Source organism: Pelagibacterium sp. 26DY04, from assembly GCF_031202305.1.
Lineage (GTDB): Bacteria > Pseudomonadota > Alphaproteobacteria > Rhizobiales > Devosiaceae > Pelagibacterium.
Genome location: NZ_CP101731.1, coordinates 543653 through 568191, shown reverse-complemented (window position 1 = coordinate 568191; position 24539 = coordinate 543653). Strand labels below are relative to the sequence as shown.

Genomic DNA, 24539 nt, shown 5'->3' with positions numbered 1-24539 from the left:
CTACCAATGACCCAACCCACTTTCCGCCCCGAGACGCGCGACAAGCTTAAGCATGTGAGCACCGCCACGCTTGCGACGCTTTTGTTCAAGCGCGGCCTGCGCAACCAGTACATCCAGGACGTGCATCCACTGGGTCGCAAGGCCGAGAACATGGTCGGGCCGGCCTTTACGCTGCGCTATATCCCGGCACGGGAAGACCTCAATGAATTGACGGTCTTTCGCGACCCCGACCATCCGCAGCGCAAGGCAGTGGAAATGGCGCCCGAAGGCGCGGTGATGGTGTTCGACAGCCGCAAGGATGCCCGCGCCGCTTCGGCGGGCTCGATCCTGGTCACACGGCTGATGATGCGGGGCGTGGTGGGAATCGTCACCGATGGCGGGTTCCGCGACAGCCCCGAGATCGCCGAGATGGATATCCACGCCTACCACAACCGGCCTTCGGCGCCGACCAACCTCACCCTGCACCAGGCGCTCGACATCAATGCGCCGATCGGGTGCGGGGATGTTGCCGTGTGGCCGGGAGACATTATGGTGGGGGATGGCGAAGGGGTGATCGTCATTCCGCGCGCCATCGTGGACGAGGTGGCCGACGAGGCGACCGAGATGACGGTGTTCGAGGATTTCGTGCTCGAAAAGGTGCGTGACGGGGCGACGATCATCGGGCTCTATCCCCCGACGCGGGAAGAGAGCCAGCAGGCCTTTGCCGACTGGCGCAAGCAGAACGGCCGTTGAGCCGAAACGAGAGGGACGAGATGACCGACAAGCCGCATATCCTTAAGGCCGCCAAGCTGTCGGAAAAGACGCTTGGAGAACTCGCGGACCGGTTTATCGTCCATGCCCTTCCCGAGGACGCTGGTGAGGCGTCACGACTGCTCGATCAGGTGGGATCGCAGATCCGCGGGCTGGCGGTGCGCAAGACGATCATCGACAAAGCGATGATCGACCGGCTGCCGGCGCTCGAGATCATCGCCAGCTACAGCGCGGGGACCGAGAACATCGACACCGAATATGCACGGGGCAAGGGGATAACGATCGCCAACACCTCCCATATCCTGGCGCTGGAGGTGGCCAATCTGGCCCTGGCGCAAATCCTGGCACTGACCCGCGAGATGATCAATGCCGACCGTTTCGTGCGGGAAGGCAAGTGGCCTACGGATGTCTTCCCCCTCGCCCGCTCCCTCAAGGGGATGCGGGTGGGGATTGTCGGCTTCGGCCATATCGGCAGCGAGATCGCCAAACGGCTGGAGGTGGTGGGGGCGAAGCCCTCGTACACCGGCCCCAACCGCAAACCCACGGAGTTGCCGTTCTATGAAACGCCGCTGGAACTGGCCCGCGCCAACCAGATGCTGGTGATCACCTGTCCGCTGACCCCGCAGACGCGGGGGATGATCGGCGCCGAAGTGCTCGGTGCGCTGGGCCCCGATGGGTATCTGGTCAATATCGCGCGCGGACCGATCGTGGACGAACAGGCGCTGATCGCGCTTCTGGCGCGGGACGGGCTGGCCGGGGCGGCGCTCGACGTGTTCGAGGATGAGCCCGACGTGCCCCAAGCGCTGATCGATGACCGCAGGGTGGTGCTGTCCCCCCATATCGGTTCGGGAACCGTCGAGACACGGCAGTTCATGGGCGATGCCATGGTGGATGCGCTCGTTGGAAAGCTGGGCGGCGAACCTTTCGCGCGCCCGAATTAGATCGTATCGGGCGGGATGGCGCGGCGGGCGCGGCGACCTTCCCAGAAAGCGCTGTAGACGACGCCGGCAAAGATCAGTGCGCCGCCGGCGAGAACCGTCAGCTCTATACTCTCGGCAAAGAGGAAATAACCCAGAATCGCAACGATTGGCAGGCGGATGAAATCGACCGAGATGACCATTGAGGCATCCGCCAATTTTAACGCGCGGGCGATGGAAAGCTGCGCGATCAACCCGCCAACGCCCTGAAGCGCCATCAGCCCCAATGCGGTCGGGCTAGGCCAGACCCAGACGGGAATGGCGATCAGCAGCGCGAAGGGCACGGTCACTACGAGGTTGAACCAAACGATCCGCAGCGGCTCCTCTCGGCCCGAACTCACCTTCATCAGCAACGCGACACCGGCCAGCCCGATGGCCGAACCGAGCGCGAGCATGACGCCGGGGCCGAATTCGATACCTGGCGGCTGGAGGATGATCAACATACCCACCAGCCCGGCGAAAATCGCAAGAATGCGGTGAAAGCCCACCCCTTCGCGCAGGAACAGCATAGATCCCAACGTCACGAACAGGGGCATGGTGAAAGCCAAGGCGGTGACCAGTGCGATGGGCAGCATGGTGATGGCCATGAAATAGGCGACCAGCGCCAACAGCTTGATAATGGCGCGCAGCGAATGGAGTGGCCAAAGACCGTTAGCGTCGAAACTGCGCTGCGCCGGTTTCAAAATTAAGAACAGAGCGAGGAGCGAAAAGAAGTTACGAAAAAACGCGATCTCGAGCGCATGAACCTCGCCGGAGACGAACCGCACGAACACCGTGTCGAGCGCCGCCATGATGGCGTTAAAGCCCATCAGAACGAAGGCCAGGATGACAGGCGGCATGGGAGGAGCTTTCATTGGGCGGATCGAGCGCCGGCCTGTCACGCCGGCGCCGCCGATGGATCAGGCCGCCGTGGCGTTTTCCCATTTTGGCCTGGGCGCGGCTTCGATCAGCTTGCGGGTATAGGGATCGGCCGGATTCTGGAACAGGGCCTCGGTGCGGTTCTGTTCGACCACCTTGCCCGATTTCATCACCAGGATGCGGTCGGCGAAATTGCGCACGATGGGCAGATCGTGGGTGATGAAAATGTAGGAAAGCCCCAGCCGGTCGCGCAGATCGCCCAGAAGGTCGATGATCTGCATCTGGATCGAAACGTCCAGCGCGGAGACGGCCTCATCGCAAACGAGCAGTTCGGGATCGCAGGCGAGCGCCCGGGCGATGGCGATGCGCTGGCGCTGGCCGCCCGAGAACTGATGCGGATAGCGTTTGGCGTGATCGGCATTGAGCCCGACGAGTCCGAGGAGCTCGGCCACCCTGTCACGCCACTGGGCGCGCGCCAGGATATCCTTGTGGATGCGCCAGGGTTCGGAGACGATCGAGAATACGTCCATGCGCGGGTTCATTGAGCTGTAGGGGTCCTGGAACACCATCTGCACGCGGCGCCGGAAGGCCAGGAGCTGCTGGCGATCCATCTTGAGGACATCGTCGCCATGGAACAGGGCGGCTCCGCTGGTCGCATCGGTCAGGCGCAGCAGGATTCGGGCGATGGTGGACTTGCCCGACCCGGACTCTCCCACGATACCCAGCGTTTCGCCTCGCTTTAACGTGAAGGAGACATCATCGACGGCGTTGAGCACGCGCGGGGTACCGAACAGGCCCGGTGAAAGCTGATAGCTCTTGCACAAATGCTCGACGGCAAGGATCGGCTCGGTCCCCGCTGCGCGCTCGGGGGCTTCGATGTGAGCCGGCAAGGCGCCCATCAATTGGCGGGTATAGGCGTGCTCGGGGTGGTCGAACACTTTCCGCGCGTCGCCTTCTTCTACGATGCGGCCGTTTTTCATGACGACGATGCGATCGGCCATGTTGGCGGCGACCTCGAGGTCGTGGGTGATCATGATGATCCCCAGTCCCTCCTCGCGCTGGAGATCCTTGAGAAGATCAAGAATCTGCGCCTGAACGGAGACGTCGAGCGCCGTTGTCGGCTCGTCGGCGATCAGCAGTTCGGGGCCGAGCGCGATCGCCATGCCGATCATGATGCGCTGGCGCTGGCCGCCCGAGAACTGGTGCGGGTACCAGTCGATCCGCGTTTCAGGCTCGGGGATGCCGACGCGGCGCAGGATGTCGATGCTGCGCTGCCGCGCTTCGGCGCTGCCCGCCTTCTTGTGGGCGGTATAGACCTCGGCCATCTGCCAGCCGATGGTATAAACCGGATTGAGGTGGGAAAGCGGATCCTGGAAGATCATGGCGATCTTGCAGCCATTGATCGACCGGCGGGCACCCTCGGAGAGGTGGGTGATTTCCCTGCCGCTATACCGGATGGTGCCCGAGACGATCTCGCCCGGCGGGGTATCGATCAGCCCCATGATGGCGCTGGCGCTCACCGATTTTCCCGAGCCGCTCTCGCCTAGGATCACCAGCGTTTCTCCGGCTTCGACCGAAAAGCTCACCCCTTCGGTGGCGCGGAACGCACCGGTCGCGGAGTGGAAATCAACAGTGAGGTTGTCGACCGAGAGCAAGGACGTGGCTGAATTGCTCATTTGAACTTCCCCCGTTTTGCCAGTTCGAGCCGCCAGCGCTGATGCGGATCGGCATAGGTCCGCCACCAGCTCGAGAGGATGTTGAGCGAAAGGGTGGTGAGAAGGATAGCCAGACCCGGCCAGAAGGCGACCCACCAGGCGGTGGCAAGATAGCCGCGGCCGGTGGCAACCATCGAGCCCCAGGTGAAGGCGGGCGCCTGAATGCCGAGCCCGAGAAAGCTCAGCGAGGATTCGGCGAGAACGACGGTGGCAAAGTCGATGGCGCCGATGGTGAGGATGGTAGGCACCACCATCGGCGCGATGTGACGGAAGACCAGCCGTAGATGGCTGGCGCCGAGCGCCGTCGCGGCGCTGACGAACATGCGCTCGCGCACTTCGAGCACTTCGGCGCGGGTGGTGCGCAGATAGATCGGCACACGGGTGATGGCGAGCACAAGGACGAGATTGGGGATGGAGGGCCCCAGCGCGAACAGCACGATGAGCGCCAGAAGGAGCGAAGGAAAACTCATCACAATATCGGTGGCGCGTATGATCAGATTGCCCACCCAGCCGCGCGAATAGCCCGCGATGAGGCCGAGCGTGCCGCCGATGAGCAGAGAGCAAAGCACTGCGAACGCCGCGATGCCGAGGGTATTGCGCGCGCCAACTGCCAGACGGGCAAGAAGGCTGCGGCCAAGCGTGTCGGCGCCCAGCACATAGGCAAAGCCCTGTTCGAGCGAAAACGGCGCCATATTGCGCGCCCGGAAATTGGGCGATTCGGCGAGATCGCCGATGAGCATGGGGGCAATGATGGCACAGAGCGCCACAAGGATCAGAAAGATCGTCGCCGTTCCGGCCAGGGGATCGCGGAACAGGAGCTTGGCCGGCAAGGGAATGCGGCTCGTGCGCCCTTTGGCGCTTTGGGTTTCCATGGACAGAACACTCATGCTGCTTGGTGCCGGATGCGCGGATCGAGCGCTGCATAGATGAGGTCGATCACGATGTTGAGGACGAAGATCGCAACCGCCGTCACCAGCACTGTGGACTGGATGAGGGCGAAGTCGCGACGCAGGATGGCGTCGATCATCAGCTTGCCGATGCCAGGCCAGCCGAAAATGGTTTCGATGACCACCGCGCCGTTGACGAGCGTGGCGGTGAGATCGCCAGCGACGGTCACGACCGGCAGCATGGCGTTGCGCAGGGCATGGACGAAAAGGATTTTCCGCCCCGAAACACCCTTGGCGCGCGCCGTCTTGACATAGGGTGAAGTTAGAACGCCGAGCATCGAACCGCGTACCACCTGGGTCAAAAGCCCGAAGGGGCGGAGCATCAGCACTGCGATCGGCATGATCCAGTGGAGCGGCGTGCCGGTGCCCGAGGTGGGCAGCAGGCCCAGGGAGACCGAGAAGACCAGAATTGCGACGATCGCCACCCAGAAATCGGGTGCGCTGGCGCCCGCCAGCGAAACCGTCGTCGCGACGCGATCGAAAAAGCCGTTGGGCCGCGCGGCGGCGAGCGCGCCCACCACCAACGCCAGGGCGATGGCGAGGCTCATGGCGATGGCCGCCAGCTTGAGCGTTTCGGGAAAGGCTTCGAGCGTCACTTCCATGGCCGGCCGGTTGCGGCTCAGCGCGGTGCCGAAATCGAGCTGCACGAGATCGACGAGATAACGCCCGAACTGGACATAGAGCGGATCGTTGAAGCCGTTGAGCTCGTTGAAGGCCTGGCGCTGCGCCTCGGTCGAATCGAGCGGCAAGTAGAGATAGGCGGGATCACCCGTGAGCCGGGAGAGAAAAAACACAAGCACCAGCAGGCCGGCGACTGCGATAAGGCTCTGGATCGACCGTCTGAAGACGTATGCGAACATAAAACTCCTCCTTGGCCGCTCGGCCGCCCCCGCCGCCGATGGCGGGGCGGACGCTTGCAGCGTCCGCCCGCTCCGAAATTATTGTGCGAAGCTGATCTCGGAAAGACGGACCTCGCTGTTGGTCTTGAGATCGGGCTGGTACTCGATGCGCTCCCCGACGCGGACATAGCCGATCATGTGATACATCGGGACATCGGCGATGATCTCGTCATGGACCATGGCGAAGGCCTGGGCGAAGAGATCGCAACGCTCCTGCCCGCTCGAGGTCATGGCGTCGAGGATCAGCGCGTCGAGCTCCTCATTCTCGACAGTCGAATACTGGCCTTCGCTCGTATACATGACCGGCACCGTGAACCCTGCGTCGCCCGTGCTGTTGTCGTGTTGCTGCTGAAAGATGGTCGGGTTGCGGCCTTCGGGAAAGGGCTTGTCGAGATAGCGCACCCAATCGGCGGCTTCGAGTTGCTGCACGGTGATGTTGAGGCCCAGATCAGCCCACATGGCCTGCATGGCCTCTACGGATTCGGCTGCGTTGGGGAAGAACCCATTGCGGGCGATGATCGTCAATTCGGTATCGACAGGCACGCCATCGGCGCGGGCTTCCTCGATCAACTGGCGCGCGCGCTCGGGATCGAACTGCCAGGGCTGGATGGCGTCATTGAAGCCGCAATTGCCCGGGGGCACCATCTGGTTGGCACGGAGCACATCTGGCCCGAACAGTGCTTCGCCCATGCCTTCCCAGTCGATGGCGATGTTGAGCGCCTCGCGAACGCGGACGTCGTCAAGCGGGGGCATCTGCATGTCGAGGCGCATGCGGGTGGTTTCGGAGTTGAGATAGGCGAAATCGGTTTCCGGGTTGGTCGCGTCCTGAACGGCGATAGCCGGGGTAAGATCGGCCTCGCCGGTCTGGACCATGGCAGCACGGATCGCCGATTCCGAACGCCATACGAAAGTCGCTTCGGTGACGGCCGGCGCCTCGCCCCAATAATCCTCGTTGCGGGTGAGCAGGATGTGCTCGTTATCGGCCTCGGCAAGCACATAAGGGCCGGTGCCAACCGGTTCGTTGACTTCCGCATCGAAGGGCATATTGGGCGAGACGATCTGCACTGTGCCCATCAGCGTAGGCATGATGGGGATAGCGATGTCGGAAACGACCTCGACGGTATATTCGTCCACAGCCGACGGGGTCAGCGTAACGTCACCGAACTTGGAGCGGCTGTCGCAGGTGAGGGCCGGGTTCATCAGGCGGTTGATGGAGTTGACCACGGCCTCGGCATTGAGCGGAGCGCCGTCCTGGAAGGTGACGCCCTCACGCAGGGTAAAGCGCCAGGTGAGATCGTCGACCTGCTCCCATTCGGTCGCCAGGTGTGGCTCCACCTCACCGGTTTCGACATTGATGTCGGTCAGCGTCTCGGTGATGTTCATGTTGATGACGCGCCCGATATCGGCGCGAATTGAGCGGCAGGGCTCCAGATTGGCGGGCTGTTCAGGCAGAACGACGGTTACCTCCTGAGCCATCCCCGCACCCGACATCAAGCCCACCACAAGTGTGCCCGCTACGCTTGAAAACAGTTTCGTCCTGATCGTCATGGTTCCTCCTCCTCGATCATGGTCCTTTTGGAGTTCCCTAAGGGGAGGCGCAGCCGGACCCCGCCGCACCTCTACCGAACCTCCCTATGCCATCGGCGTGACCGACAATCGCACTAGAGCACTAATGCATTAGTCAGTCAATGTCTCTATACGGCAGGCCGGATGTCTGAGCTTCTCGGCGCTACTTGGCGCAGGTTCGCATCCGCCGAGCTAGGCCGCTTCGGCGCGCCTGCGGGCCGCCGTTTCAGCCACCATCAGCGCTTCGACTTGCGGGCGGATCAGTGCCTTTTGGTCCTCGTCGAGATTGGAAACAAGCGGCATCAGCGGGCCGCAATCAGCAATACCCGAGAGGGTTATCCCATCGTGCAGCACCGAGGTCCCCCCCAGCCTGGCCCGGGTCTTCTCGAAATCAAGGAATGGGGCACTCAGTTTCCGCGCCAGATCCATCTCGCCGGCGCGATAGAGCGCAAGCAGCTCGTTGGCGGCAGCCGGGGCGATACAGACCGCGCCCGAGGTAAAGGTCGCCAAGCGGCGCGCGCCGATATGGTCATGAATCGGCGTCTCGCCCATGCCGGATGCGATGCGGTCGACGCCAACGGCCGCGATCAGCGCGTCGAGATAGGAATCGTCGCTCGGATCATCACGCTCGACTGCATATTTGACGAAGTCGACCGCCCCCTCATCGACCAGGCGCGCCAGCGCTTCGGGATCGATATAGCGGTCGCGCTTGATGTAGAGCACGATACCGAAGCCGAGGCGGTCAGCAAGCCGGCGGGCCCCTTCGGCGACGCCGCTCGGGTCGGACGGAAAGGCCATGGGCAACAGCAGCACATTGCGCACGCCTGCCTTGCGGATATCGCCGGCCTGATCCATCGCCTTGCCGAAATCGGGACCGACGGAAAAAAGGATGCGCAGGGATGGTGGGCAATGGGCAAACAGCACCGCGAGCGCCTCGCGGAAGCTTTCAGCTCCGAAGTGATAGAGATTGGCGTTGCCGCCATAAAGCACTGATGTAATGCCGCCCTCGGCAATGTGACGCATCAGGTCGCGGTTTGCAGTTTCGGCAACCGCGCCCTCGGAGGTCAGGGCAATAGGTGGAACGGCGACCACCGAACGGGTGTAGTCCGAAGGCGTCAACGGGGGCTGGCTCACTATCTGTCCTCCTGCATTAGTGCGCCAGTCGTAGCGACAAGCATCTAGCCTGTCAATAATATTTACAACATCAGGGCGCGATCGTCTTGTCGAGCATGCGGCGGCGCGCCTGAACAATGTGATATTCCATAGCGATACGCGCCGCTACAGCATCCCGCCCTCGAATAGCGTCCACAATATTTGAATGTTCCTGGGCCACCAGCATGCCCCGTTGCGGTGAGCGCGAACTTGTTAACTTAAGTGACACCGTCATGAAGTCGCTCAACCGCACCTCCGGCCCTTCGAGGCTTTCGACGAAAAACTCGTTGCCGGCCGCTTCAGCAATGGCGATGTGGACCTCGCGATCGGACTGCCAGAGGAATTCGCCCTTTTCGATTTCGGCGAGGAATTTGTTGTGTGCCTCCATGATGCGCGAGAGCTGGGCCGCGCTGCGACGCTCGGCAGCCAGGGCGGCCGCGGCACCTTCGACGACGAGCCGAAATTCCTGATAGCGCTGATAGCGGGCGATCTGCGCCATATCGGCGGCGGCCGAGAGGTCTTCCGGCGGGCTGGAAAGCACATAGCTGCCGCTGCCCTTGCGCGATTCGATCAGCCCATCGCGCTGGAGTCGCGATAGCGCATCACGAACGACGGGCCGGGAAACGCCATAACGTTCACCCAAGAGTTTTTCGGACGGCAGCTTGCTGCCCGTAGGGAAAGCTCCGCTGGCGATGCTCGAGAGAATCCGCCCGTAAACCTGGTCGGCAAAGGTCGAAGGACGCTCGGCTTGCTGCTCGGTTTCGACTTTGATCATCTGTCCCTCACGCGGTTCTTGGGCACTGCGGCTGGCCATGCCGCCGCTTAAGTAGTAATGCATTAGCATCAAGATTCACGTCCGACGGCGTCATGTCCACACTTACTTCGAAAAGCCGCATCGCTCTGGACCGGACCCGCCAGGTCGCGCCCCAGATCGTCGAATATCTCCGCGAGCGAATCCTGGCGCTCGAGTTGATCCCCGGCTCGACCATATCGCGCACCGCGCTGCAGCAGCAGTTCGGGCTGAGCCAAACCCCGGTGCGCGATGCGCTGCTCAAGCTCGAGGAAGAGGGGCTGGTCACCGTCTATCCGCAATATGCAACGCTGGTTTCGCGCATCAATATCGACATGGCCCGGCAGGCCCATTTCATGCGTCGGGCCGTCGAGTCCGACGCGGTCCGCGTTCTTGCCGAAACCGGCAACAAGGCGGCGGTGGCCGATATGACAGCCGCCAATGCCCAAGTGCGTGAGCGCGCCCAGCGAAAGGATCATGCAGCATTTCTGATCGCCGACCGGGAGTTCCACCACACCATTTTCCGGCACGCCGATATCCTCGAACTCTGGCCGATCCTGCGCCGCCACAGCGGGCACCTCGACCGCCTGCGGATGCTCAACCTGCCCAATATCGGCATGGAACGGGTGGTCGACCTGCACGACAAGATCATCCAGGGCATTGCTGCAGAGGATCCGGCGGCCGCTGTCGAAGCAATGCGCGAGCATCTCTCCAAGACCCTCTCGATGCTCGATTGGGTCGGCAGCCAGTACCCCGATTATCTCGAACTCTGAAAGCGCGCGGTACTGGCTGCCCGCTGGAGCCGATTGCGGTTGCAAATGAATCTCCCCTTTCGTACCAAGGGAGGAGATCAAATGGAGGAGGTCGCGCAGCGACAGGCCAAGGGCGTGGAGGATCGCCTCTTGGCCGGACGATCTGCGTTCGACACAGAATTTAGTATGCGTGCACTGTTTGCAGCTTACCCCCGCTACACTGCTGCCCATAACCGCTCTCGGCCGGCAAGCTTTTCGGCACTGATCCTGGGACTCGTCCTGATGGCGGCTCCACATGCAGCACCGGCGCAGCAACTAGAAGGTCCGGTCCATATCGGGATCATCCGGCCTCCGATCGAAGGTGCCGATCCGTTGATGGCGCCGGTGGCCCGGTCCGCAGAACAGGGCGCGATCATGGCCGAAGAGGAATTTGCCTTTAACGCCGATATGTTCGGGTTCGATTTCGCGGTCGTGCAAGCAGAGGCGCAAGGCGCCGATGTCGTCGCGGCCGCCGAGGAGCTTCTCGATTCCAGAAATGTCTACGCATTCGCGGGCGGGTTCGACGGGCAGGAGGCCCGGTTGCTCAGCGAACTTGCCGACGAACGGGGCATTCCCTTCATCAATCTTCTGGCTGCCGACGATGCGCTGCGCAACCAGATGTGCAGCGCTTCGACCTTCCATATGTCGCCCAGCGCCGCGATGTATCTCGATGCGCTGGCCGGCTGGTATGTGCGCGCCGGATTCCGCAACTGGTTCACCGTGGTTGGTGATACCGAGCAAGCCCAAGCGCAGCATGAGCGTTTGCTGTGGGGGCTGAACGAGCGTCATTTCGGAGCGCGCGAGGCAGGTTCGGCGACGATGGCCGCCGGTGGCACGCTGGGGGCCGATACCGTCGCAGCAATCGAAAGCGCTGGCGCCGATCTCGTGGTCCTGCTGGTGTCGCCGCAGGACCAGTTGAGTGCGCTGGCCACGCTGGAAGAGGCCGGGCTGGAGCTGATGGTGACCGGGTTTCCCGATCCGGCGGCGCAAACGCGTGAATTTTTCGTCCAATCGAGCCAGGCCGCGCCCGTGCTCGGGGCGGGTATGAGGGCCACGGCCTGGGAGCCCACGCTCGACGCCTATGGCGCGCGCGAACTCAACGCGCGTTACATGCAGCGTTGGGGTGAACCCATGGAGCAGGCCGCCTGGGCGACCTACCAGGCAGTCAAAGCCTTTTTCGAGGCAGCGACGTTTACCGGCTCGACCGAGCCCGAAAGCGTCTTTGCCCATCTTAGCGCGCCCAATTCGGTGTTCGACGTCTGGAAGGGGATCGGCACCTCATTCCGCCCCTGGGACCACCAGATGCGCCAGCCGCTCTATCTGGTTGACATCGATCCCGAAGCGACCGAGCCGCGCCTTGTGGGGCAGTTGGTGGGCGAGTTACCTGCCATCTACATGCCCGGCACCGATCCTGTGGAGCGGCTGGACCAATTGGGCGACCTGGAAGCGCAAAGCAGCTGCCAGTTTTAAGCTTTTCGGCAAGGAGGAGGACCACAATGCATTCGATAACGCGAAGATTGCGCACCATTGCCCTTATGGGCATCGCCGGTATGGCGTTGCCAGCCATGAGCCTTGCTCAGGAGGAAACCTACAGGGTCTACGTCGCCAATGAGTTCAGCGCGGATATTTCGGTGATCGACTCCGCAAGCCAGGAAGTGGTCGATACCATCGTCATCTCCGACCGGGCCGGTGAAGTGCGCCCGCGCGGCATGGCGGTGAGCCCGGATGGCTCGACCATCTATATTTCGGTAAGCGATTTCTATCCCGAGCGGCAGACGCCAGAAGATTCGATCACCATCGTCGATGTCGAGAGCAACGAGATCGTCAACGAGATCGATGCAGGCGGCAATCCCGAGCGTCTCGCCGTCAGCCCCGACGGCTCGCAGATCTGGGCTTCCCTTGAAGCCTTGGCGTTGGGCGCTGGCTATGATGCGCAGACGGGGGAGCAGCTCGGCGAATTCCGTGTCGGAATCGAGGCCGAGGGTGTCGCCGTCAGCCCCGACGGCCGCTGGGCCTATGTGACGGCGGAAGCCACCCACACGGTGACCATCATCGATATCGAGGCGATGGAAACGGTCAAGCACGTCATGGTGGGCAACCGGCCGCGCGTCGTCGAATTTTCGACCGATGGGGCCAAAGCCTATGTGACGGCGGAAATCGGCGGAACGATCTCGGTGATCGACACCGAGCAACAGGTGGTGACCGATACCATCGATCTGGGGCTTGATTCCCGGCCCGTGGAAATCGCCGTGTCGCCAGATGGCAGCCGACTCTATGTCGCTGGTGGCGGCACGAGTTCGGTCTATGTGATCGATACGGCGACCAATGAGGTGATCGAAACCATCAGCGAGCAGATGGGACGGCGGCCCTGGGGCATCGCCATCACTCCCGATGGCAGCCGCGTGTTCACGGCGAACGGGCTTTCCGACAGCGTCTCGGTGATCGATACCGAGAGCCTGACGGTGATCAACAACATAGCGGTGGGCCGTGGCGCTCACTCGGTTGAAATCGGATTGGTGCCGTCCAATGACTAAGCGCTTTCCTCTTTCCATCAGTGCAATCGCACTTTCGCTTGCCCTCGCGCCTGCCACCGGCTTTGCGCAATATTCGGGCGACCCCTTCTTCGAGAATACCGTTGCGCTGAGTCAGGCCTATGGGCTGGAGTCGATCGGGCTGGGGCTCGATCTCGCCTCCGAGTTCGAGGCCCCCTATGACGATGAACTGGTCGAGACCGTCGAAGGGATAACCGGGGCTTCTCTCGAACGTTTCGAGGGTACGCTGGCGACGACCGATGCCGAGCTGGCGCAAAACCTGCGCGCCGCGCTCGAGGCGGTAGCGAAAGCAGCCGAAGCGGGCGAGGACACTTCGGCTTCTGTCGAGGAGGCACGGGCGCTTCTGATCCAGGCCTATGATGTGGTCATTCCCGAAAATCTGCGCGGCACGCCCGCGTTCACCGGCGGGGTGATGATCCAGCTCCTGCTGGCCGAAGGCGGGGTGGCGGAAGGCTATGAAGAAGCCGCCGAAGGGAACGAACCCTGGGAATATCCCAATGGTTGGGTTGCGCTGCAGCGCGTCAAAGCGCTTTGGAGCGAGATCGAGGCCGATGCTTCCGAGCAACAGGTGGCTGACGCCCAGGAGATGTTCGAAACGCTCGACGGGCTCTACCCGCAAGCCCAGCCGCCGGAATCGGTCGCCGGCTGGAACCCGGAAGAGGCCGAAGCACCGGCCCAGCGCCTGGGCGGCATTGTCGAAACGGTGGTGGATGCAAATCTCTATCCCGGGCGGGATGCCGCGCGGCTCGCCGGGCATATTTCCGCTCTTGCGAGCGAGGCTTGCGCCGCTTACGGCGAAAATGAAGCCGTGGCGCGAGAGACGCTCTATGCTCTCTACGACCTCTATGACGGCGAATTGGCCGGCGTTGCCAGCCTGTTCGTACCTGAGGACGAGGAGACGGCATCGGACATGTTCGGTGCCCTGATCGGTACCGGAGATGACGACGATGACGAGGAAGGCGCCGAGGATACCGAAGTCGAAGGGGACGACGATGACGCCGGCCTCTCGGGTGGCGATGCCTGCAGCGCGTTGCAGACGGCGTTGACCAATATCCAGGGTGCGTTCGGCGCCTGATCGGAGCACATTGAAGTGGCCGTCATAGACATATCAGGCGTCGAATACCGCTATGGCGATCACAAGGCTGTCGACGGCGTTTCCTTGACGGTCGAGAAGGGCGAGTTCTTCGCCCTTCTCGGACCCAATGGCGCGGGCAAGACGACGCTCCTCAACATGCTCATGACCGTAACGCACCCCAGCGCCGGCCATATCACCATAGCGGGGCAGGATGCGGTCACCGAAACCGCGCAGGTGCGCCGCTCCCTGGGGGTTGTTTTTCAAGATCCAGCGCTCGACGACCGGCTGACGGCGGCCGAGAATTTGCAGATCCACACCGTGCTCTATTCCCTGCCCCGCTCCGGCCGCGCCCAGGCGGTTGAGCAGGCCCTGCAATGGGCATCGCTTGAGGCAGCGCGCGGCAAGCCGGTGCGCAGCTTTTCGGGCGGCATGAAGCGGCGGCTGGAACTGGCGCGGGCGCTGATGCACGAGCCGCAAATCCTGCTGCTCGACGAACCCACGATCGGGCTTGACCCGCAGGGGCGACGCCATTTGTGGGAGCGGATCGCGAGCCTGCGCCAGCGCGGCATGACGGTGCTGATGACGACGCACAATTTGGCCGAAGCCGAGCTGTGCGACCGGGTGGGGATCATCGATCAGGGCAAGCTTGTAGCCGTCGGGGTGCCACGGGACCTGATTGAAGCGCATGGTGGCGGACCGGGCGCAACGCTCGAGGATGTGTTCATCGCCCTCACCGGCAAGCAGTTGTTCGACGAAAGCGCGACCGGTCGTGACCTCATGGTCGGGTTTGCCAAGCGCGGGGGCGAGCACACCCGGTAAGCCATGGCCAAGTTTTCTCTCGGAATAGATTTCGATGTGATCGCGGTCATGTGGCGGCGCGAGATGCTCCGCTACATGCGCGACCGCTCGCAGATCTTCGGCGGCATCTCGCGCACCGTCCTCTGGCTCGTGATCCTGGGCTTCGGACTGGGCGCGGCCCTGCGCGAGATCGAGGGCTATTCCTATGCCCAGTATATCCTGCCCGGCGTGATTACGCTCAATATCCTGTTTAGTTCCCTCCAATGCGCCGTTTCGCTGGTGTGGGATCGGGAGGTGGGCTTGCTTCGCAGCGTCATCATCTCCCCCGCCCCGATGCTCTCGGTCATCCTGGGCAAGGTCCTAGGCGGCGCTACCATCGCGGTGATCCAGGGCGCGATCCCGCTGCTGTTCATCCCGTTTCTCGATATGCGCGTGACCCCGCACGGGTTCTTTTATGCCCTGGTGATCATGTTCTTCATGGGCATTTCGATCACCGCCGGGGGCGTTGTCATCGCCTCGCGGCTCAAAACCTTCGAAGGGTTCGGCTCGATCTCGAACGGCATCATTCAGCCGCTCTATTTCCTCTCGGGCTCGATTTTCCCCTTGCGCGGGGTGATCGGCGGGGTGGGCTTTCTCGATATTCCCGCTCATCTGCGCGACGAGTTGCGGCAGCTCGGGATCTTTGCGATTGGGGGTGGCTGGATCGTGCAATTGCCGATCTGGATCCAGGCGCTGGTCTATATCAATCCGGTGAGCTATCAGCTCGATCTCTTGCGCTTCGTGCTGCTCGATTTCGAGCAGTTGCCGCTCTGGGCCGACCTCATGGTCACCCTCGGGCTGGCGCCGGTGATGACGATATGGGCTGCCTGGTCTGTCGAGCGGATGCTTCGCAGGCGCCGCTGAGCGCCGCGCCTGCTAGCCTCGCTCACGCTTCCTCCGGTCCATCCCCCAGGACATCGAGCCATTGCGCCACGTCATCTTCCGGCTCGCCCGCCGGCAGGCTGCCGGTATAGCGGGCGACATCGATGCGCGTTGCGAGCTGGAGCTGGCGCCACACCACCTCGTCATCGATCTCGAGAACCGCGAGCGGCTGGCGCAACTGGTGGTCCCAGGGGCGGAACGAAACATCCACGCCCTTGGCCACGTCGAAGGTGGTTTCTGGCTTCTCCAGATGCGCGATGATCGCCTCGGCCTCTGTCGAACCGGTGGCCATCACCGTATCGATCACGATCTTGATGGCGTGGAACGCAGCCCAGGCGGTCGGGTCGGCTGGCTCGGCGTAGCGGGCGCGGATCTGGAGATTGAAATCTTCGGCGCCCGGCCCGGTATTGGTCGTATCCCAAAGCGCCACCCGATGCCGCGGGTTGAGGATGGGCAGGCGGTTGCGCGATGCGGCGATGAAATCCCGCGTCTGCGTGATGCTGTGGGGGAAGCTCAGCGTCGGTGTGGTTATCCCCGATTCCTCCATTTGTATCATGAGGGGGAACTGGTCCTGATAGTCGGCGAGCACGAAAATGACATCGGCGTCGAGCGCCGCGAGCTCTTCGATTTCAGCGAAATAGACCGGCAAGGCGGGAGGCACCATGACCGTGCCGACGATCATGCATCCGGATTTTTCAGCGGCACGTTCGGCCCTGTCAGCGAGGGCTGCACCGCGATCGCCGGTGTCCGACACCACCGCCCAGCGCCTTAGCCCCTGCTCGGCCGCCAGCAAGCCCAGGGCGTCGAGATACATCGCATCGCTGGCCTCGATGTGAAAGAGATAGGGGCTGGCGGCCTCGCGGCGGAAGGCGTCCGAGGTTTCCCCCACGTTGAAGAAGGGGATCTGCGCCCGTGCGGCGATTTCGGCAAGCACCTGGGCCTGGCCTTCGCCGACCCCGCCGACAAGGGCGCAGATGTTTTCAGTCTCAACCAGACGCTCCCCCGCCCTTACCGCCGCCTCGACAGTGGGCGAGGTCGAAAGCAGCACATCGAGCCTTGCGCCTTGCGCTTCGACGCCCGTGCCGAGCTGAGTGTCGGCCAGGAGCGCTCCCATGCGGCCGGCGGTGCCGATAAAGTCATTGACCGACGCCCTTATAAAGGAGGCCCCGGTTCGAGCCGGAAACACCGTGCCGATGCGGATGGGCGAGGGCACCGTGGTGTTGGCGAGAGCGGGCGCGGCGAGCCCGGCGGTGGCAAGCGCCGTCGCGCCGGCGAGAAAATTTCGGCGAGTGATCGTGGTCATTGCGGCTGCTCCGCGATCGAGAGGGAAGGGCGAGGCAGAGGAAGCGTCGGAACGTTGTACTCGGCCAGAACGGTGTAGATATCGTCCCATCGCCGGGCGATGGCCTGATCGAGAAGATCACGCAACTCCTCGTCACCGAGCCGCAGCGCGATGACGATGGAATGGTACATGGGGGTGAAGGGGATATCGAACTCGGGGACGGGCGTAACCCTGAGAGGAGGGTCCTGCAAGCCCGCATAATATCCAGCAACCGGCCCCCAGGGGACCGCGACATCGATATCGCCTCGGGCGACCGATTCGATAAGAGCGGAAAAACGGGCACCGGCATTCGTGCCCGCGAATTCGGAGCTGACGGTTATCCTGTCGAGCAACCCGCGCCGCGCCAAGGCCAGATGGGCACTCGTGCCCTCCGAGGTCGTGCCCAGCTGCAGTTCGGTCAGGATTTCGTCGTCAAAGGTCGCGATGTCGTAGCCCTCTTCTGCGCGATAAACAAAGGCATAGGGACTGCGATAATAGGCGATGGTAGCAATAACGCCGTCGCCACCATCGGGAACGCCGATCATCATGTCGCAATTGCCCTCGCGCAATTGCTCGCTGACCATACTGGGGGCCAAGGTCCACCATTGATAGGTCAACTCGGCGCCGAGCTCGTCGGCGAGGATTTCGGCGATCCTGTTTTCGTATCCCTCCTCGGCACGGTTGGACTGGGGCATATAATCGGGGTCCGCGCAGACCCGCATCTCCCACGCGCCGGCGAGAGGCGCCGTCACCCACTGGCCGGTGATGAGAAGGGCCGCGAAAGCTGCGGCAGAGACCAGGCGTCCCAGGGGATGATGCGAGCAGCGTTGAGTTGGATCGTTCATGGTCTTTTCCCGGCTTTATTCAGGGCGAGAGGAGGCGACCGGCGCCGCATCCGGGCAGCGGTCGAGGCCGAAGATAAAATCGCCCGGCGAGCGGAGCGCGCCGGGCGGGATCTTCTCGCTTCAGACAGCAGGGCTAAAGAGGCCCTGCCCGACCTTAGTCGTTGAGTCTGAAGACATAGAGCGTGCTGCCTTCGCGCTGATAGCGATTGACAGCGTCCGGATCGGCATCGGCTGCCACCTGCACCACGCCGGGGCGGGCGGAGGCGACGAAGGCGATGCGCTGTTCGCCATCGGGGCCGATGAACGTGACAGGAGAGGCCGAGGACTGGTTACCCGTGCGGAACTCCCAAACCGTCTCGCCATCTTCGGCATTGATGGCGCGGAACACGCCCTTGTCGTCACCGCCGACGAACAGCAGGCCGCCGGCCGTGGCCAGGATCGGGTCCTGGGTGGGCTGGACGTAGTCGATGCTCCAGACGGTTTCGCCAGTGACCGGATCGTTGGCCTGCAGCTGGTTCTTGACGTCGGTTTCGTTGCCTTCGCGATCGAGCCAGAACTTTTCACCGGCCCACTCGAACAGCGTGTAGGATTCGGTGGCCGGATAGCTGTATTCACCCTCGGTAACGCGCATCTGGCGGCAACCGAACTGAACCGACGTATAGAGCAGGCCGGTCTGGGGCGAATAAGCATCGTTTTCCCAGTTGCGGGCAGCAATTGTCGGGCAGATCACCGCTTCGGTGCCCGTGGGGCCGTCCACCTCGTCCTCGCCGTAAAGCTCGGCCTCTTCCTCGTTCATCGCGATCTGCTCTTCGGTGAGCGCACCCGATTCGGTGTACTCAAGCCGATCCTCGGCATCGGTGAACAGGATCGCTTCGATGTTGTACATCGGGCTGCCGGTTTCCGTGTCGACGCCCTTGAAGATGTTCTGGTAAACGAAGGGCCAGGGTTCGTTCAGCAGCTCGCCGGTGGCACGATCCCAGACATAGAAATAGCCGTTACGCGCGGCGCGGATGATGGTCTGGCGTTCCTCGCCATCGATTTCGATATTGGCAAGCACCGGAGCGCTGGGTTCATCAAGGTCCCACTGGTCCTGCGGGGTCAGGTTATAAGCCCAGACCAGTTCGCCCGTGGTGGCATCGCGGGCCAGCATCGAGGCGCAGTAGTTGGACCGGTAGGACTGGACGATCCCATTTTCGTCCATGTCGACCTCGCCCCATTCACGACGATAGTCGGCGTTCCACGGGCCGCAGTTGCCGGTGGCGTAGTAGAACAGGTTCAGCTCGGGATCATAGGTGAAATAACCCCAGGTCGAACCGCCGCCCTGCTGCCAGCTATCCTCGAACCAGGATGCTTCGGCCGGATTTTCGATCTGGTCGAATTCGTAGAAGGGCTGGAAGCGATCGGTGATGCCGACCTCCTCGTTGGGGCCCATCGAGTAGAAGCGCCAGGCCTCCTCGCCGGTTTCGATATCGAAGGCGGTGACATAGCCGCGCACGCCGTATTCACCGCCGGCCATACCGGTGATGTAGAGGTTATCGACGATAAGGCCGTTGCCCACCATGGTTTCGGCATTGTCAATGTCGGTGACCTGGACGTCCCAAATCAATTCGCCGGTTTCCGCGTCGAGCGCATAGACGTGGCCACCAAGCGATTGGAAGAAGATCTTTCCTTCAGCGTAATTGGCTCCGCGGGTCTGAGCGCCGCAGCACGCCACCGGAAGAACCTGCTCGAGATTTTCCGCATCGGCGCGGAACTCCCACTTGATGGCCCCCTGTTCGTTGAGGTCGAGCGCGTAGACGCGGTTGGGTTTGGGCGTGATGACATACATGGTGTCACCAACAACCAGCGGGGGCGCCTGCGCCTCGTCGGCAACGCCGAGCTGGAAGGTCCATTCGACGACGAGATCATCGACATTGTCGAGATTGATCTGATCGAGTTCGCTGAAGTTCTGCCCGGAATAGGTGATGTTGGGCATCACGTTGTTGGCCGGATCGGCGGACAACGTCATAACGTCTTCGTTGGCGACGGCAGAGGCTGCCCCCAAGACGACAATTGATGCCAAGGACACGCAGGTCCTCAGCAATCCCAAAGTTCGGATAGCCATTAAGAGTCCTCCCAGGAATCGGCAGTGGCAAAATCTCTTCACGCGACCATGGTGTCTTGTCGGGCACTTGCGTGAGCACGCGAGGGGAATTCGCCTCCCATACCAATCTTGCAGAAGCCCATCACATATTCAAGTATTAGGTGGCATCAAAAATGTTAGTTGCGGAAGTAGCGCGGAGAGATTACGAGAAAAAAAGAGGAGTTGCCGAAAGCATACCGTGCGCGCATCATTGATGCCGAGGACCACCGCTTTGTTGACCATCAAAGTCAACTTAGCAAACCCGGCTAAAGCTTGAGTACTATCGGAGGAGGATTAAATTGAAAAAGCAGATTGGAATCGGATTGGCCGCGATCCTGGCGGCGGGCCTCATGACTGGCTCCGCCTGGACACAGGAATTGGCCAATGACGAGGAATCGCTGGCCCTGCTCATGGAAGAGGGCGAGACGGTTTACGCAAACAACTGTGCCGCTTGCCACGGCGCGGAGGGAGAAGGGGGCGGCGGACCAGCCCTTGTCGGCAGCAACGTTGTCGAAGGGCGCTCGGCAGTGATCTATCAGATCCTGTTCGGGGCTACCGACCACGGCATGCCGGCTTTTGCTCCAATCCTTTCGGATCAGGAGATCGCGGCGGTCGCGACCTATATCCGCAACTCCTGGGAGAACGACTACGGCATCGTCCTGCCCCGTTCGGTCGAAATGCGCCGCAGCGCGCCGCCGGAAGATCCGGCCGAGGACGCCGAGTAAAGACTCAGGCAATCGATCTACAAATCCGGGGATGTCGCTTGGCGCCGACCTCCCCCTCATGACTGCCAGCCCGCAGGGTACATGCTTGGCCGACATTCCTGTCGGCCTCCTCTTTGGCGCGTCCGAGGGCAATTTCATTCTCCGCTGATGCCGCCAACACCTCCAGCGCTTTGCAACCGGGGCGCGAGGCACGCGTTTGATCTCCGAGGTGGGACCAATCAACCCAAGCGGAGGATAAAATGAATAGGCTTTCTGTACTTGCCCTGAGCGTGGCGCTCGCCCTTTCAGTGCCCTTGATCGCATCGGCGCAGGATGCCGGCGATGCGTCCACTTCAATGGACGCCGGAAATGCGAGCGATGCGGGTGCCGGTGCGAACGATGACGCCGAAGGCGGCGCGTTCACCTATGATGATCTGAACGCCGCCTTGCAAAGCATGGCCGAGGCCGATCTTTCAGCGGTGACGGCTGATACCGAGATCGAAATCGTACCGCTTTCCTCGCTGCAGGAAGAGGCCACCGAAACGGCCGACGAATATACGGTGAGCGTGCCGGGCGATCAGGCCGATATCTCCGAGATGCAGGCAGCGATCGCGGCCAACTCCCACATCTCCGCCGCTCTTGAAGAAGCCGGTCACACTGCCGAGGATGTCGCTGCGCTCTGGGTGCAAGGCGATGGCTCATTGACCATCTTCATTGATGACAGCGACGTCGACGCTGCAGGCACCGATGCGGAAGCCGGTGAGAACGAGCCTGCTACAGAAGGCCAAACCGCTCCCGAAGCTCCGGCCGACGACGTCACCGAGGATACTTCCGCGGATCAATAATTCATCGGCTCGTCACACGCTCGTGCGGCGAGCCGAACTGCCCGTCGATGGAAATCACGTGGCACGCGCGTACCGCAATTTGGCGCGTTCGCGCGCCTTGGCAGCGACGATCTCACGGTTCTTGGGCGGCGCTTTGGTATCGAGTGCCGCCAGCAGCTTGTGCACGGATCTCTCGATCTCCTCCACTGCTTCATAAAATGCAGCTTCATTGGCCTGTGACGGTCGCGTGCACCCCGAGATCTTGCGCACGAACTGGAGCGCGGCGTCATGCATCTCGTTCCTGGTGGCCGGCGGCTCAAAATTGAAAAGCGGCTTGATGTTGCGGCACATGAACTTCTCCTCCATCACGGACAGTCCACTGTCGCACCGGATCGATAGCGATGCAACGCAAGGCGAACAGTCCCGCCGAACGCGAAATCTGCGAGCAAGCGATTTCAGTGTCGGCCCCAAAGAATCCTGGGTCGCCTAAGCCTTTGAAATTTCATACCCCTCCAAAAATTCCTGGGTCGACGTTCCAAACCTTTTTGGGTCGATTTGACCAAGTTTCCAAAGAATCTTGGGTCGACTGGGATGTCATCCTGAAATGGCCAAGGCGTAAGCAACACGATCATATTCCCACAGGATCCGGCGGGGCCGGCATCGGCAATACCGCAAGCAGCCTCGCAGGGATGGACGCTGATCCGCACATTCGGTCAAACTGCTTACCGACTTCAGTTGAATTCAGGGCACCTGCCAGGAGTTTCGGAGACACAGGGTTGGGCCTGGTGGGCACCAGCACGACGACATGATTTTCGGCCACAAAGCCACCGTGAGCCGTCACGAACTCCAAAGGGATTTCCGCGGCGGTGATGCGCCGTCTTTGACCTCGAGCTGACGTCCGTTGAATGGCCACGCACGCTTGATCAACGACGTAGCTGGCGTCATGCGGTGCATCGACCCAGCCGTACTTTTTCAAAGTGGCGCCGCGCTCGAAGTCAAAACTACCATCTTGGCCAATGGCTTTGGCCCAAATCAGGGGGACTCGCCCTGGTGCAGGTTCCTGGTGAAGGCGATCTTGCTGCCGATTGGCAACGAGATATCCAATCCGAGGAGCGTATCCCCAGTCAGCCAAGGTGGACGGCAAATCGTTTGTCTCGCCCGGTAGCACCCAAGGTCCATCATTCGCGGGCAAGGAAATCAGGCCCTCGGACGAAACATGCCCAGCCCCGGTCACGAAATTGGAAGCAGCCGTCTCTTCCACCAAGCTGTCAATATCTTCATGACGTCGACGCAGAACAATCACGCAGGTATCTTGGATAACGTCTGTGAAAATAGCGCTCCTACCATCGATCATATCGACGGCAAGCACTTCAGCCATTTGTCTGATACGATAACGGAAGCGCTTGAACTCCGGCCCACCTATGAACGACGCCGGAATGATGTATGCAAGGATGCCACCAGCAGGCAAGGCTTCCAGGCCTCGCCGGACAAACACCGAATAAAGGTTCAGTCGGCCAGAAGCGATGTCGTCGTATAGCGATGCGCCTGGTGGGGCATCCTTTGCAGCAAGACGCAGGAAAGGCGGGTTGCCAATCTCATGGTCTGTCCCTTCATCAGCTTCGATCGAAAGACTGTCACCAGTGGCAATTAATTCGAGCGAATTTGCCAACTCATGATCAATCCCGTATTCGACAGTCAGGCATCGTCTCAGCAGTGTATTTGCAAGGGTAGCCAAGTCAGGATCGATCTCACGACCCATCAGTTGATGGGTCAGCCTTGCTACAATGTCCGCGTCCGACATCGATTCTGCACGCCAGCGACGAACCATCTCGCGAGCAATCGGAACAATAAAGGCGGCGCCACCTGCCGCGGGATCCCGCACACGGTGCTGCGCAAGGTCGACACCAAAATGCTCGGCTCGGCTCAGCAGGTATCGGACCAGGCCTGGCGGGGTGAAGTAAGCCCCAAGTTTCTTCCTTCGCTCGCTTCCCATGAGCGCGGCATATACGCTGGCGGCCGCATAGTCAGACCATTCCGGTTCCAGTCCTTCGAGCAGTTTTATCACGTCATGAGCGCAGTCACGCTGAACAACTGCAAGGCTTGCTGACAGGGCATTCAGCACCTTGTCACGACGGTGCCAGCTCATGATGCGGGTGATGCGCTCCTCGGGAGTAGCTTGATAAAACAGCATCAGGTTGCACTCACCGGAACAGATACACGCTCAACACTTCTAACCAACGCCGAAACAGCACGTGCCGGCTTGCCTTTAACGATGATCCCAAGCTCCATCGAATGCCGGTCGTAAAGTGTCATGTTGGCGCTACCGATATATGCAAGATCACCATCTGCGATGACGATCTTGGCATGAAACGTCTCATAACCATCGCCTGCGCGGATGAAATAATCCAGCACTCGGATGCCTCGTCTCTGCATTTCCGCAACCAATGGACGCACCGCCCGACCCGTCTTTCCGGACAGGCGGGTGATAAGAGTTTTTTGTGGTGCCGGACTTTCATCAAAAGTTCGCATTGCAAATTCCGCGCCATCGCGGTTCACAAACGGGCTCATGATGGTGATCGAGGAGACGGCAGATCTCGCGATCCTGGCCATTTCGTCGCTGGTCTTTTCCATGCTGGCATGAACCGGCCCCTCAGTCGGCAAGACTTCAGCGAGCCGGCTTGGTGCTGCCGGTAATGTAACAACTGCCACGGATTCAGTCTCAGCCAAGGTGATGTTGCGCATAGCCGCAGCTCCCGAAAGGAAGCTTGAAAGTCCTTTTGGGAGATCGACGTCCGTTCGTCGCCACCCAGCCCCATCTCTGACCAACCACCCCCGTTTCTCGAAATCCCTAGAAACTCTATCGATTGCTGCAGCCCCAAATCCCCAATTGGTTGTTGCTCCAGTGAACGAGGTTGCACCCTCTTCCAATCGG

At 61.6% G+C, this 24539-nt stretch carries 23 protein-coding genes; 10 read left to right on the top strand and 13 right to left on the bottom strand.

Translation table 11 applies throughout. The features are described 5' to 3' along the window. Positions 1–6 precede the first annotated feature (6 nt). Together NO932_RS02625 and NO932_RS02620 are read left to right on the top strand one after the other, a co-directional pair. Positions 7–732, top strand: a complete 726-nt coding sequence (locus NO932_RS02625; protein ID WP_309209472.1) for a ribonuclease activity regulator RraA — start codon at positions 7–9, stop codon at positions 730–732. 20 nt (positions 733–752) lie between these two features. Further along, positions 753–1691, top strand: a complete 939-nt coding sequence (locus NO932_RS02620) for a 2-hydroxyacid dehydrogenase (protein WP_309209471.1) — start codon at positions 753–755, stop codon at positions 1689–1691. On the opposite strand, the gene NO932_RS02615 is transcribed toward NO932_RS02620, so the two are convergent. The 7 genes from NO932_RS02615 to NO932_RS02585 form a co-directional block, all read right to left on the bottom strand. Then, the gene (locus NO932_RS02615; protein WP_309209470.1) at positions 1688–2581 is read right to left on the bottom strand and encodes a DMT family transporter; all 894 of its coding nucleotides are present in this window, start codon (positions 2579–2581) and stop codon (positions 1688–1690) included. The genes NO932_RS02620 and NO932_RS02615 overlap by 4 nt on opposite strands. Before the next feature lie 45 nt (positions 2582–2626). Next, positions 2627–4261: an ABC transporter ATP-binding protein gene (locus NO932_RS02610; RefSeq protein ID WP_309209469.1), complete on the bottom strand. Its 1635-nt coding sequence runs from the start codon at positions 4259–4261 to the stop codon at positions 2627–2629. After that, a complete protein-coding gene (locus NO932_RS02605) occupies positions 4258–5172 on the bottom strand; it encodes an ABC transporter permease (protein ID WP_375142869.1) in 915 nt (304 codons plus the stop codon). The genes NO932_RS02610 and NO932_RS02605 overlap by 4 nt, the downstream gene beginning before the upstream one ends. An 11-nt stretch (positions 5173–5183) precedes the next feature. After that, positions 5184–6107 carry an ABC transporter permease gene (locus tag NO932_RS02600; RefSeq protein ID WP_309162801.1) on the bottom strand — a complete coding sequence of 308 codons (924 nt, stop codon included), beginning with the start codon at positions 6105–6107 and terminating at the stop codon, positions 5184–5186. Positions 6108–6185: 78 nt separating this feature from the next. Next, positions 6186–7694, bottom strand: coding sequence for an ABC transporter substrate-binding protein (locus tag NO932_RS02595; RefSeq protein ID WP_375142817.1), 1509 nt, complete (start codon positions 7692–7694; stop codon positions 6186–6188). Between the two features lie 210 nt (positions 7695–7904). Then, entirely contained in the window at positions 7905–8846 is a 942-nt protein-coding gene (locus NO932_RS02590) for a dihydrodipicolinate synthase family protein (RefSeq protein WP_309209465.1), read from the bottom strand. A 70-nt stretch (positions 8847–8916) separates the two neighbouring features. Then, on the bottom strand, positions 8917–9639 hold the full coding sequence (locus NO932_RS02585; protein WP_309162804.1) for a FadR/GntR family transcriptional regulator: 723 nt from the start codon (positions 9637–9639) through the stop codon (positions 8917–8919). 92 nt (positions 9640–9731) lie between these two features. Here NO932_RS02585 and NO932_RS02580 point away from each other — a divergent pair, with 92 nt between their 5' ends. The 6 genes from NO932_RS02580 to NO932_RS02555 all read left to right on the top strand — a co-directional run bounded on the left by NO932_RS02580 (position 9732) and on the right by NO932_RS02555 (position 15773). Beyond that, the gene (locus NO932_RS02580; protein WP_309162805.1) at positions 9732–10427 is read left to right on the top strand and encodes a GntR family transcriptional regulator; all 696 of its coding nucleotides are present in this window, start codon (positions 9732–9734) and stop codon (positions 10425–10427) included. 165 nt (positions 10428–10592) lie between these two features. Then, positions 10593–11915: an ABC transporter substrate-binding protein gene (locus NO932_RS02575; RefSeq protein ID WP_309209463.1), complete on the top strand. Its 1323-nt coding sequence runs from the start codon at positions 10593–10595 to the stop codon at positions 11913–11915. A 26-nt stretch (positions 11916–11941) separates the two neighbouring features. Next, on the top strand, positions 11942–12979 hold the full coding sequence (locus NO932_RS02570) for a beta-propeller fold lactonase family protein (protein ID WP_309209461.1): 1038 nt from the start codon (positions 11942–11944) through the stop codon (positions 12977–12979). Continuing rightward, positions 12972–14072, top strand: coding sequence for a hypothetical protein (locus tag NO932_RS02565; protein ID WP_309209459.1), 1101 nt, complete (start codon positions 12972–12974; stop codon positions 14070–14072). Before NO932_RS02570 ends, NO932_RS02565 begins: the two co-directional genes overlap by 8 nt. 15 nt (positions 14073–14087) lie before the next feature. Further along, positions 14088–14891: an ABC transporter ATP-binding protein gene (locus tag NO932_RS02560; protein ID WP_309209457.1), complete on the top strand. Its 804-nt coding sequence runs from the start codon at positions 14088–14090 to the stop codon at positions 14889–14891. Positions 14892–14894: 3 nt separating this feature from the next. Beyond that, a complete protein-coding gene (locus NO932_RS02555; RefSeq protein ID WP_309209455.1) occupies positions 14895–15773 on the top strand; it encodes an ABC transporter permease in 879 nt (292 codons plus the stop codon). A 22-nt stretch (positions 15774–15795) separates the two neighbouring features. On the opposite strand, the gene NO932_RS02550 is transcribed toward NO932_RS02555, so the two are convergent. The 3 genes from NO932_RS02550 to NO932_RS02540 all read right to left on the bottom strand — a co-directional run bounded on the left by NO932_RS02550 (position 15796) and on the right by NO932_RS02540 (position 19965). Beyond that, on the bottom strand, positions 15796–17094 hold the full coding sequence (locus tag NO932_RS02550) for an ABC transporter substrate-binding protein (protein ID WP_309209454.1): 1299 nt from the start codon (positions 17092–17094) through the stop codon (positions 15796–15798). Next, positions 17091–17957, bottom strand: a complete 867-nt coding sequence (locus tag NO932_RS02545) for a quinoprotein dehydrogenase-associated putative ABC transporter substrate-binding protein (protein WP_309209452.1) — start codon at positions 17955–17957, stop codon at positions 17091–17093. The genes NO932_RS02550 and NO932_RS02545 overlap by 4 nt, the downstream gene beginning before the upstream one ends. A gap of 154 nt (positions 17958–18111) precedes the next feature. Further along, positions 18112–19965, bottom strand: coding sequence for a PQQ-binding-like beta-propeller repeat protein (locus NO932_RS02540; RefSeq protein WP_309209450.1), 1854 nt, complete (start codon positions 19963–19965; stop codon positions 18112–18114). 413 nt (positions 19966–20378) lie between these two features. Between NO932_RS02540 and NO932_RS02535 the strand changes: the two genes are divergently transcribed. Beyond that, positions 20379–20804, top strand: coding sequence for a cytochrome c (locus NO932_RS02535; protein ID WP_309209448.1), 426 nt, complete (start codon positions 20379–20381; stop codon positions 20802–20804). A 239-nt stretch (positions 20805–21043) separates the two neighbouring features. Continuing rightward, positions 21044–21628 (top strand): hypothetical protein, encoded by a 585-nt coding sequence (locus NO932_RS02530; RefSeq protein ID WP_309209446.1) that lies wholly within the window; start codon positions 21044–21046, stop codon positions 21626–21628. A gap of 54 nt (positions 21629–21682) precedes the next feature. Here the strand turns inward: NO932_RS02530 and NO932_RS02525 are convergent, their stop codons facing one another. The 3 genes from NO932_RS02525 to NO932_RS02515 form a co-directional block, all read right to left on the bottom strand. After that, positions 21683–21958 carry a DUF2277 domain-containing protein gene (locus tag NO932_RS02525; protein ID WP_309209444.1) on the bottom strand — a complete coding sequence of 92 codons (276 nt, stop codon included), beginning with the start codon at positions 21956–21958 and terminating at the stop codon, positions 21683–21685. 277 nt (positions 21959–22235) lie between these two features. Next, positions 22236–23798, bottom strand: coding sequence for an Eco57I restriction-modification methylase domain-containing protein (locus NO932_RS02520; protein ID WP_309209442.1), 1563 nt, complete (start codon positions 23796–23798; stop codon positions 22236–22238). Next, entirely contained in the window at positions 23798–24349 is a 552-nt protein-coding gene (locus NO932_RS02515) for a phospholipase D-like domain-containing protein (RefSeq protein ID WP_309209440.1), read from the bottom strand. Before NO932_RS02515 ends, NO932_RS02520 begins: the two co-directional genes overlap by 1 nt. Positions 24350–24539 lie beyond the last annotated feature (190 nt).